Below are 9,738 nucleotides of genomic sequence, written 5' to 3'. Positions count from 1 at the left end.
AGATGTGTATAAGAGACAGCCTTCCCGGCCCGGCTCGCGGAGGATCCACGCGGCTTCCCCGCGGGTGCCGCGCCCGGGATCACGGGACTCGTCCCGGGCCCCGAGGCGTAGACTGGAGGCACTCGGCCGGGTCCGCCCGGGGCCCGTCGAGTCTGACTCGAGGAGGTCGCCATGTCCGCCCAGACCCAGCCCGCCGCCCCCCGCCGCGAGGATGCACCGCTCGGCGTCCTGGTGGGTGTGGACGGCTCCGACCAGTCCGTCTCCGCCGCCCGCTGGGCCCAGCGCGAGGCCGGCCTGCGCGGCGAGCCGCTGACCCTCGTCACCGCCTACTCGATCCCCGCGTACTGGGGCTACGGCGCGGACGCCGGCGGCGCCGTCCTGGACGACTCCCGCCTCCGCGAGGGCGTGCAGGCGCTCCTGGAGGAGGTCGCCGGCAAGCTCGACGCCGACGGGGTGCGTCCGGAGCTGCGCGTGGAGATCGGTGACGCGGCCGGCGTCCTCGTGGAGCTCTCCGCCGAGGCCTCCCTGCTCGTCTCGGGCGCGCGCGGCCGCGGCGGCTTCATGGGCCGTCTGCTCGGCTCGGTGGCCGCCGCGCTGCCCGGCCATGCGCACTGCCCCGTCGCCCTCATCCCCGCCGGGGTCGAGGCCAGCCGCGCGGGGGACAGGACCGCCGTCGTGGTGGGCGTCGACGGTTCCGAGCAGGGCCGTGCCGCCGCTCTCGAGGCCGCCGAGGAGGCCCGCCTCCGCCAGGCGCCGCTGAAGCTCGTGTGCGCCGTCCCGCCCCTGGGCGCGAACGCCGCGTGGCTGGCCGTCAGCCTGGACGAGGAGGCCCGCGAGCGGGAGCTGCGCGAGCGCCTCGACGCCGGCGCCGCGTGGATCGGCTCCGAGTTCCCCGGCCTCGAGGTCCTCACCGAGCTCGTGGACGGCACCCCCGTGGACGTGATGGTGGACCAGACCGCCACCGCCCGCCTCACCGTGGTGGGCACGCGCGGTCTGGGCGGCTTCGCCGGTGCGATCGTCGGCTCCACGAGCCGCGGAGTCGCGGACCACGCGAAGGGCCCGGTGCTCGTCGTCCCGTTCCGCGAGGACGTCCGCCTCGGCCGCCGCGCCTCGTTCGGCCCGGTCCAGGACCAGCCGGAGTCCTGACCGGCGCTCAGCCCCAGCCGAGCTCGTGGAGGCGCTCCTCGGAGATGCCGAAGAAATGCCCCACCTCGTGCATGACGGTGACGGTGATCTCGTCCTCGAGCTCGGCGCGGGAGGTGCAGTGGCGGGTGAGCGGGCCGCGGAACACCACGATCCGGTCCGGCATCTGCCACGCGAGCTCGGCGCGCTCGGTCAGCGGCACGCCCTCGTAGAGGCCGAACAGCTCGGTGGCCGGGTCCTCCCAGCGCTGCGGCTCGTACTCGTCCTCCACCACCACGACGACGTTCGTCAGCAGCCGGGCCAGCTCGTCCGGGATGCGGGTGAGGGCCGCGGAGACGGCGTCGTCGAACTCCTGCTCGCTCATCCACGTGGCGGCGGGCTGCTCGGGCGACGGGCGGTGGTCCACGGCGGCTCCTGGGGGTGCGGGGCTCCGCGGTGCGGAGGGCGGCCGGCCGGCGGCCGGACTTGCCGGAGGGTGTGCGGCCACCATAGACTCCCAGGGTCCACCTCGGGAATCTCGACATCGGACCTGCCCCTATCGTCTAGAGGCCTAGGACACCGCCCTTTCACGGCGGCGACACGGGTTCGAATCCCGTTGGGGGTACGCAGAACGGCAGCCCTCGGCGGCCGGAACGGCACGTGGAACGTGGATTTGCACGACGCTCGGAGGCTCTGCTAGAGTTTCCACTCGTTGCGAAAGCGGCGAGAACAACAGAACATGGCCCTGTAGCGCAGTTGGTTAGCGCGCCGCCCTGTCACGGCGGAGGTCGCGGGTTCAAGTCCCGTCAGGGTCGCTCGGATCGTCCGATCACCGGCATTCGGAAACGGAGTCCGGTGACGCATGGTCCTGGTGACGAAGGTCGCCGGGCTCTGTAGCTCAGTTGGTAGAGCGTACGACTGAAAATCGTAAGGTCACCGGATCGACGCCGGTCGGAGCCACCACTTCGAGAAGGCCCCCCGCAGACGCGGGGGGCCTTCGTCGTCCGGGGCGACGGGCCGCTGACAGGCGGCGACCCGGTGGGGACACTGGGTCGATGGCCGATTCCCTCTCCGCCCGCGCGACCGGTGGCGAGACCGCGCTCGTGGTGATCGACGTCCAGCACAGCTACTTCGAGCATCCCGCGCTGGCCGCCCATCAGGCCGAGCTGACGGCGGCGGTCGTGGAACTGCTCCGGACCGCCCGCGAGGCCGGCCGTCCCGTCTTCCTGGTGCGGACCGAGCACGCGCGGGACCGCTCCACGTGGACGTTGAACATGCTGGCCGACGGCGAGGGCTTCGCCTTCCCGGGCACCCGGCAGGCGGCTCTGCTCGACGGGGTCGCGGCGGCCGCCCCGGACGCCGTCGAGGTCGTGAAGACCCGGGACTCCGCCTTCCACGGCACGGGACTGGCGGCCGAGCTGCGGGGCCGCGGGGTGGATCGGCTCCTGCTGTGCGGCGTCTCCACCCACAGCTGCATCGCCGAGACCGCCACGGCCGCGTTCGCCCTCGACTTCCACGCCGCGATCGCGACGGACGCGATCGCCTCCGAAGAGCCGGCGCTGGCCTCGGCGATGCTCGACTTCCTCCGCGACGAGATGCGTCAGCCGCTCCTCGGGCAGGACGAGGCACTCACCCTCCTGCGCACCGGCCTCGTCCCCGACCGGGGCTGAGGGGCGGTCACAGGATCTCGACGTCGCCCTCGTCCGCACGCGTGCGGTCCTGGGCGTCCTCCTCGATGTGCATGGCGGCGGACTCCGCATTGCGCAGGGAGTCCGGGGCACGTCCCTCCCCGGCCCGGTGCTGCGGGTCGTCCGAGCCGCCGCGCACGGGCTGGCCGTCGCGGCCGTCCTGCGGCGCGGGGTCGCCGGCGGCGTTGGGATCGGCGAGCAGGTCCGTCTCGAGCTCTCGTTCGTCCTCGCGGTCCTCGAAGGGGACGTCGGTCATGGTGCGGTCCTTCCTCTCGCGGGCGGGCCCGTCCGGCGCCGCCGTCGTCGTGGTGTCCCACACCCTAGTGAGGCCGCCCACGCCTCACCAGGGGACGCCCGCGCCGGGGCCGTGGGCGCGGTCACCCCACCGGGTGAGACCGTCCACTCGGCCGCGTCTCAGGCAGGGAGCCGGCGTGCGGGACCACGTAAGGTCGGGAGGATGAGCGATCCGACACCGCCCTCGACCGAGCCCATGATCCCCGAGCAACCCGGGAACCATCCGTCCTCGGCGACCGCCCCCGACGCCGGCGTCGCCCCTGCCACCTCCGCCGCGGCCGCCCGCGACCGCGTCCTGCTGCCGTGGGTGTTCTGGCCCTCCGCGGTCATCGTGCTCTCCTTCGTGGGGGCCACGCTGCTCGCCCCCGACCAGATGACCGTGGGCATCGGCCTGGTCCAGCAGGCCATCATCACGAACTTCTCGTGGTGGTACGCGCTCGTCGCTCTGTTCTTCGTGCTGTTCTGCGGCTACCTCGCGTTCTCCCGCAAGGGCGGGATCACGCTGGGCAAGCCCGATGAGAAGCCCGAGTTCTCCACGCTGTCCTGGTTCTCCCTGCTCTTCGCGGCGGGCATGGGCATCGGCCTCGTGTTCTTCGGCATGACCGAGCCGCTCATGCACTTCACCGATCCGCGGCCCGACGTGGCGGCCGCCAACCCCACCCAGGCGGAGGCCGCCCAGTCGGCGCTGGCCACCACGTTCCTGCACTGGGGCCTGCAGCCCTGGGCGATCTACGCGGTGGTGGGCGTGGCGGTCGCGCTGGCCATCCACCGGCGCGGCCGTCCCCTCGCGCTGCGCTGGGCCTTCGAGCCGCTGATCGGCGAGCGCCGCGTGCGCGGCGGCTGGGGCCACCTGATCGACAACATCGCCCTCATCGGCACCGTCTTCGGCGTGGCCACCTCGCTGGGCCTCGGGGTCACCCAGATGTCCGCGGGCCTGCGCGCGCTGGGCATCGTGCCCGAGGACAGCCCCTGGCTCGAGTACGCCATGATCGGCGCGGTCACCTGCGTGGTGCTCTACACCGTGGTCTCCGGCGTGGAGCGCGGCATGAAGTGGCTGTCCAACACCAACCTGATCCTGGCCGCCGGCCTGCTGCTGTTCATCGCGATCGTGGGACCCACCGCGTTCCTGTTCAAGGAGATGGTGCAGTCCCTCGGCTCCTACATGCAGTACTTCTTCGCGAACTCGCTCAACGTCTCCGCGTTCTACGGCGCCGAGGGCGACGCGTGGCAGGCCGGCTGGAGCGCGTACTACTGGGGCTGGTGGATGTCCTGGACGCCGTTCGTCGGCATCTTCATCGCCCGCATCTCGCGCGGTCGCACCGTGCGCGAGTTCATCGCGGGCGTGCTGCTGGTGCCCACCCTGGTGGGCGTGGTCTGGTTCGGCATCCTGGGCGGCACCGCGATCTTCCTCGAGACCACCCGCCCGGCCGGGTACACCTCCGTGGTGGGCGCGGACGGCGCCATCGACTCGAACACCGCGCTCTTCCAGGTGCTCGAGCAGCTGCCCGCGGGCACGATGCTCGTGGTCGGCGCCATCATCCTCTCGGGCATCTTCTTCATCACCTCCGCCGACTCGGGCTCGCTCGTGATGGGCATGCTCGCCACGGGCGGCGACGTGAACCCGAAGGCCACGGTGAAGATCTTCTTCGCCATCGCCACCTCGCTCATGGCCGCGGCCCTGCTGGCCGCCGGCGGCCTGTCCGCGATCCAGGTCCTGGCCATCACCATCGGCCTGCCGTTCTCCGTGATGATGCTGCTGATCTGCCTGGCCACGTTCCGCTCGCTCGGCTACTCCGTAGCGCGGGTGGAGGCGGTGCGCCGCCAGGCCATGCTGGCCTCCATCAAGGACCGCCTGGGCCTCGAGTCCGACGACGACGAGGTGGTCGACTCCGGCCCCGTGGCGGCCTCGCAGTGGTGGGCCTCGCTCAGTCGGGACCACCAGCAGCGGATCGCCGATGTGGCCGCCGGCGTCCCGGCCTCGGAGGGGCCTCGCCGCACCCGGCTGCGCCGCCACGAGCACTGACGTCCGCCCCCGGGCGCCCTCCCGGCCCCGACGAGAACGGCCCCTGTCCCGCGCGGGACAGGGGCCGTCGTCGTCGTGGGGGGTCAGTCCTCGTGGGACTGGCGGGTGCGGACCACCGGCAGGGTGCCGGTGCGGTTGTGGGCCGCGGCCGACGTGCGGGTGCCCGTGACGAACCAGGCGAGGGTCAGGACCGCGACCCACACGAGACCGATGATGAGCGCCTGGCGCGAATCCGGGATGGTGGCCATGGTGATCACCACGGTGGCCACGAACGCCAGGCCCAGGTAGGTGCCGACGCCGCCCAGCGGCATGGGGAAGGGGGACGGCTCCGCGCCCTGCTCCGCGACGCGCCTGCGCATGGCGCGGTGGGACAGGAAGATCATGGCCCAGGTCAGCACCACGGCGAACGAGGCGACGCCGGCCACCAGGCTGAAGGCGTTCGGGTCCACGGTGATCAGCACAGCGCCGAGCACCATCACGCCCAGCGTCACGGCCACGGACAGCCACGGCACGCCGCCGCGGTTGGTGTGGGTGAAGGCCCGGGGCGCCTGGCCGTCGTGGGCCATCGCGTAGAGCAGGCGACCGGACGCGTAGATGCAGGCGTTGATCGCGGAGACGGCGGCCGTGAGCACCACGAAGTTCAGCAGGTGCGGGGCGAAGGGGACGCCGAGGCCCTCGAAGATCTGCACGAACGGGCTGGCCTTACCGTCCACCTGGTTCCAGGGGACGAGGGCCATGATGACCGCCATCGTCAGCACGTAGAACAACAGGATGCGGATCGGCACCGTGTTGATGGCCTTGGGCAGCACCTTCTCCGGGTTCTTGGCCTCGCCCGCGGCCACGCCGAGGGTCTCGATGCCGCCGAAGGAGAACGTCACGATGGTGAGCGCGGTCAGCACGCCCAGGATGCCGTGCGGCAGGAATCCGCCGTGGTCCACGAGGTTCGCCAGGCTGGCTTGGGTGCCGTCCGCGGTGGAGGCGCCGGTGAAGAGCAGGATCACACCGCCGAAGATCATCGCCACGATGGCGCCGACCTTCACGAGCGTCAGCCAGAACTCGGCCTCGCCGAAGTTCCCGACGTGCGTGAAGTTGATCAGGCCGACCACGAGGATCGTGGCGGCGACCCAGGCCCAGGCCGGGACCCCCGGGAACCAGAACGCCATGTACGTGGTGATGGCGGCGGTGTCCGCGATGATCACGACGGCCAGCTCGAAGACGAAGGTCCAGCCGGTCACGTAGCCGGCGAAGGGGCCGAGATAACGGGAGGCGTAGGCGGCGAAGGAGCCGGAGACGGGCTCACGGAGCGTCATCTCGCCGAGGGCGCGCATCACGAGGAACACGGCGGCGCCGGCGACGAGGAAGGACAGGATCACGCCCGGCCCGGCGGCCTGGATGCCGCCGGCCGAGCCGTAGAAGAGGCCGGTGCCCACCGCCGTGCCCAGGGCGATGAACATGATGTGCCGCTGGCTCAGGCCGCGGTGCAGCTGCCCGCGGTCCGTGGTGGCCGCGTCGGGCTCGGCGACGCGGGAGCCGGAGGGGGAGGTGCTCACGTGAAGTCTCCGCTCGAAGGGGGGTGGATCAGGACACGCCATGGTGACTCGTGACACAGCGTTCATGCCACTTTGTCCGGTGTGATGCGAGTCATCGTGGACGTTACGTCGAGTTCATCCGACCGTGCCGGATGATGTGGCCTCGGCCACCGCTGATTCCTCGCGGAAGGTCTGTGGTGCCCCGGCGGGTCCCGGGGCGTGCCCGGCTCAGTCCATGAGCAGCCACGCGGCGGCGTCGTGCGCGAGCTGCCCGTCCTGCACGGCCTCTGCCTCCTCGAGGGAGAACAGGGCCCGGGAATGGCCCGCGGGCAGGTCGACGGGATCGGTCGACAGGTTCGCCATCACGAGCACGGTGCGCGCCGGGATCGGCTCGCCCGAGCCCAGGTGCCGGCCACCGCCCGAGGTGACCGTGAACGCCAGCACGCCGCGTGCGGGGTCGTGGTGCTCGGACCACGCGAACGTGCCCGTGCCCAGGTCGAGCTCGCCGCGGATCTGCAGCAGACGCCGGTACAGCTCGAACACGGAGCCCTCGACGCCGACCTGCCGGTCCGCCGCCAGCGCCCGGAAGGACGCGGGCTGGGGCAGCCACGGCGCGGCGACGCCCTCGGCGGCGGACGCGGGGCCGTCGTCGTCCGCGGGGGTCGAGAAGCCGTAGGACGGCTCGTCCGCGGCCCACGGCAGAGGGATGCGGCAGCCGTCGCGGCCGGGCTCCTTGCCGTCCGTGCGGAAGAAGTACGGGTCCTGGCGGTGCTCGGCGGCGAGGGTGGTGTGCTCGGGCAGGCCCAGCTCGTCGCCCTGGTAGATGTACGCGGAGCCGGGCAGGCCCAGCTCCACCATCGCGGCGGCGCGGGCCCGACGGCGACCGACCGCCTCGTCTGGCTGCTCGTCCTCGGCCGTGATGCCGGCGGGGTAGGAGCTCGGGTCGGCGAGGCCGTAGCGGGAGGCGTGGCGCACCGTGTCGTGGTTCGAGAGCACCCAGGTGTTCGGGGCGCCGACCCGACCGGCCTGCTCGAAGGACCGGTCGATCGCGTGGGTCAGCGAGGCGGCGTCCCAGCCGGCCATGAGATAGGTGAAGTTGAAGGTCTGGTGCATCTCACCGGGGCGGACGTACCGGAACATGCGCGAGAGCGGGGCCACCCACGCCTCGGCCACCATCATCGGCTCGTGGTCGTAGGAGTCCAGGACCCGCCGCCAGTCCCGGTAGACCTCGTGGACGCGGTCCTGGTCCATGAACGGGGTGAGCGGCTCGAAGGTGTCCGGGTCGAACGTGGGGTCGGCGTCCTCGCCCGCGTCCGTGACCATGCCCATGCGGGAGTGCTCGGCGTCCGGGTAGCCGGGCTGCTTGATGAGCCCGTGGGCCACGTCCACCCGGAAGCCGTCCACGCCGCGGTCCAGCCAGAACCGCAGGATGGAGCGGAACTCCTCGCGCACCTCCTCGTTCTCCCAGTTCAGGTCCGGCTGCGTGGTGTCGAACAGGTGCAGGTACCACTGGCCCGGGGTGCCGTCCGCCTCGGTCACGCGGGTCCAGGCCCGGCCGCCGAACGTGGACTCCCAGTTGTTGGGGGGCAGCTCGCCGTGCTCGCCGCGGCCCTCGGCGAAGTGGTAGCGGGCGCGCTCGGGGGAGCCGGGGCCGGCGGCCAGGGCGGCCTGGAACCACGCGTGCTCGGACGAGGTGTGGTTCGGCACGAGGTCCACGACCACGCGGATGCCGGCCTCGTGCGCGGCGGCGATCATCTCGTCCGCGTCCGCGAGCGTGCCGAACCGCGGGTCCACGGCGCGGTAGTCCGCGACGTCGTAGCCGGCGTCGTGCTGCGGGGAGAGGTAGAAGGGCGAGAGCCAGATCGCGTCCACGCCGAGCTGGGCCAGGTAGTCGAGGCGCGAGGTCACGCCGCGCAGGTCGCCCATGCCGTCCCCGTCCGCGTCCGCGAAGGAGCGCGGGTACACCTGGTAGATCACGGCGTCCACCCACCACGGGGTGACGGGCCGGTTCCGGGCTTCCGAGGGCGGGGTGCTCAGGCGCTGCGTGGTCATGGGATCCACCCTAGGCCCGACGCCGGGGCGCGCGCCCCGCGTGGGCGGCGTCGGCGGCGTGGTGTGCGTCTCGAGCACCCGGGTCGGCCCCACCCCGGTGCGCCGGCGGCCGGCTCAGGTCAGCCGGGCCAGCATCCCGACGGCGGCCCAGCGACGGTTCAGCCGTTCCTGCGCGACGCCGGCGGTCGCCTCGTCGCCCTCCTCGAGGGCGTCGATGAGCGTCCACAGGTCGAAGACGGAGTCGTCCGGCCACACGTGCCGCGTGAGGCCGCCGTAGTCCAGCTCGACCCACGAGTCGGGGTGGAACGCGCCGAGCCACTCCACCATCACCGTGAGCTCGCCGATCAGCTCCGCATCCGGGGCGTGCCGCGCGAGCACCGCGGCCGCGTGCCCGGCCCGCTCCCGGGCGGCCACGATCGGGGCGCGCCGGTACGCCGTGCGCTCGCTGTCCACGAGGCGCTGCACGGGCTCCTCGGGGTCGAACACCGTGAGCCAGCCGTGCGGCACACCCCACGTGGCGGTGCGCGTCTGCACGCGGTGGTGGTCCGACGCGCCGTCCTCGCTGTGCGGGTCCTCGCCCGCCGCGTCCGGGTCGGGGGAGAGGCCCCACTCCTCCTCGAGCGCCACGAGGGCGCGGCCGCGGTTCATGGCCCGCGCCGCCGGCGGGATGGCGGCCTCGTGCAGCCGCGGCAGCATCGTCTCCTCGAGCATGGCCGCGGCCATCTCGGCGCGCAGGCCCCGCTCGTCCGGGCAGTAGAAGGCGGAGCGGTGCTCGTCCTGGAGGACCCGCACCAGGTCGTCCTCGCCGGGCTCCGGGAACGGGTCGGCCACGGGCCGGGCCAGGCGGCGCCGGGCCCGTTCGGCCGCCTCGGCCTCCACCTCGGCGCGCGTGCGGTGGCCGCCGGCGATCAGTCGCGCCTGGACCGCGTCCGGGAACGCGGCCAGCGGCTGGAAGACGCGCAGGTGCGCGGTGCCGCGCGCGACACCCGGGGGCGGGCCGTCGTCGTCGTCGTGGGTCATCGCGGGCTCA

At 72.8% G+C, this 9,738-nt stretch carries 8 protein-coding genes and 3 tRNA genes; 6 read left to right on the top strand and 5 right to left on the bottom strand.

What is annotated here, in order from left to right:
• The first annotated feature begins 171 nt into the window (after positions 1 to 171).
• Complete coding sequence (locus J1M44_RS09440) at positions 172 to 1,146, top strand: universal stress protein (RefSeq protein WP_135019635.1); 975 nt, start codon at positions 172 to 174, stop codon at positions 1,144 to 1,146.
• Between the two features lie 7 nt (positions 1,147 to 1,153).
• On the opposite strand, the gene J1M44_RS09435 is transcribed toward J1M44_RS09440, so the two are convergent.
• On the bottom strand, positions 1,154 to 1,549 hold the full coding sequence (locus tag J1M44_RS09435; protein WP_095353590.1) for a metallopeptidase family protein: 396 nt from the start codon (positions 1,547 to 1,549) through the stop codon (positions 1,154 to 1,156).
• Positions 1,550 to 1,674: 125 nt separating this feature from the next.
• On the opposite strand from J1M44_RS09435, the gene J1M44_RS09430 reads away from it, so the two are divergent.
• From J1M44_RS09430 to J1M44_RS09415, 4 genes are all read left to right on the top strand, one after another.
• Positions 1,675 to 1,747 (top strand) — tRNA-Glu (locus tag J1M44_RS09430).
• Between the two features lie 116 nt (positions 1,748 to 1,863).
• A tRNA-Asp gene (locus J1M44_RS09425) sits at positions 1,864 to 1,937 on the top strand.
• A 72-nt stretch (positions 1,938 to 2,009) separates the two neighbouring features.
• A tRNA-Phe gene (locus J1M44_RS09420) sits at positions 2,010 to 2,085 on the top strand.
• 92 nt (positions 2,086 to 2,177) lie between these two features.
• A complete protein-coding gene (locus J1M44_RS09415; protein WP_144825054.1) occupies positions 2,178 to 2,792 on the top strand; it encodes a cysteine hydrolase family protein in 615 nt (204 codons plus the stop codon).
• Positions 2,793 to 2,799: 7 nt separating this feature from the next.
• Here J1M44_RS09415 and J1M44_RS09410 read toward each other — a convergent pair whose 3' ends face one another.
• Positions 2,800 to 3,066 (bottom strand): hypothetical protein, encoded by a 267-nt coding sequence (locus tag J1M44_RS09410; protein WP_144825055.1) that lies wholly within the window; start codon positions 3,064 to 3,066, stop codon positions 2,800 to 2,802.
• Between the two features lie 201 nt (positions 3,067 to 3,267).
• Between J1M44_RS09410 and J1M44_RS09405 the strand changes: the two genes are divergently transcribed.
• The gene (locus J1M44_RS09405) at positions 3,268 to 5,127 is read left to right on the top strand and encodes a BCCT family transporter (protein ID WP_144825056.1); all 1,860 of its coding nucleotides are present in this window, start codon (positions 3,268 to 3,270) and stop codon (positions 5,125 to 5,127) included.
• Between the two features lie 83 nt (positions 5,128 to 5,210).
• On the opposite strand, the gene J1M44_RS09400 is transcribed toward J1M44_RS09405, so the two are convergent.
• The 3 genes from J1M44_RS09400 to J1M44_RS09390 all read right to left on the bottom strand — a co-directional run bounded on the left by J1M44_RS09400 (position 5,211) and on the right by J1M44_RS09390 (position 9,728).
• Entirely contained in the window at positions 5,211 to 6,677 is a 1,467-nt protein-coding gene (locus J1M44_RS09400; protein WP_144825057.1) for an amino acid permease, read from the bottom strand.
• A 207-nt stretch (positions 6,678 to 6,884) separates the two neighbouring features.
• Complete coding sequence (locus tag J1M44_RS09395; protein ID WP_144825058.1) at positions 6,885 to 8,708, bottom strand: glycoside hydrolase family 13 protein; 1,824 nt, start codon at positions 8,706 to 8,708, stop codon at positions 6,885 to 6,887.
• Positions 8,709 to 8,822: 114 nt separating this feature from the next.
• The gene (locus J1M44_RS09390; protein ID WP_206480887.1) at positions 8,823 to 9,728 is read right to left on the bottom strand and encodes a hypothetical protein; all 906 of its coding nucleotides are present in this window, start codon (positions 9,726 to 9,728) and stop codon (positions 8,823 to 8,825) included.
• Positions 9,729 to 9,738: the final 10 nt, after the last annotated feature.

Source organism: Micrococcus sp. KRD128, assembly GCF_017168395.1.
Taxonomy (GTDB): Bacteria; Actinomycetota; Actinomycetes; order Actinomycetales; family Micrococcaceae; genus Micrococcus; species Micrococcus luteus.
This window is presented reverse-complemented; position numbering and strand designations above follow the sequence as displayed.

What these genes read in the sequence shown, in the direction of transcription:
- J1M44_RS09410 (WP_144825055.1), bottom strand. Translation starts at nt 3,066, where the DNA reads ATGACCGACGTCCCCTTCGAGGACCGCGAGGACGAACGAGAGCTCGAG.
- J1M44_RS09405 (WP_144825056.1), top strand. Translation starts at nt 3,268, where the DNA reads ATGAGCGATCCGACACCGCCCTCGACCGAGCCCATGATCCCCGAGCAA.
- J1M44_RS09390 (WP_206480887.1), bottom strand. Translation starts at nt 9,728, where the DNA reads ATGACCCACGACGACGACGACGGCCCGCCCCCGGGTGTCGCGCGCGGC.
- J1M44_RS09415 (WP_144825054.1), top strand. Translation starts at nt 2,178, where the DNA reads ATGGCCGATTCCCTCTCCGCCCGCGCGACCGGTGGCGAGACCGCGCTC.
- J1M44_RS09440 (WP_135019635.1), top strand. Translation starts at nt 172, where the DNA reads ATGTCCGCCCAGACCCAGCCCGCCGCCCCCCGCCGCGAGGATGCACCG.
- J1M44_RS09395 (WP_144825058.1), bottom strand. Translation starts at nt 8,708, where the DNA reads ATGACCACGCAGCGCCTGAGCACCCCGCCCTCGGAAGCCCGGAACCGG.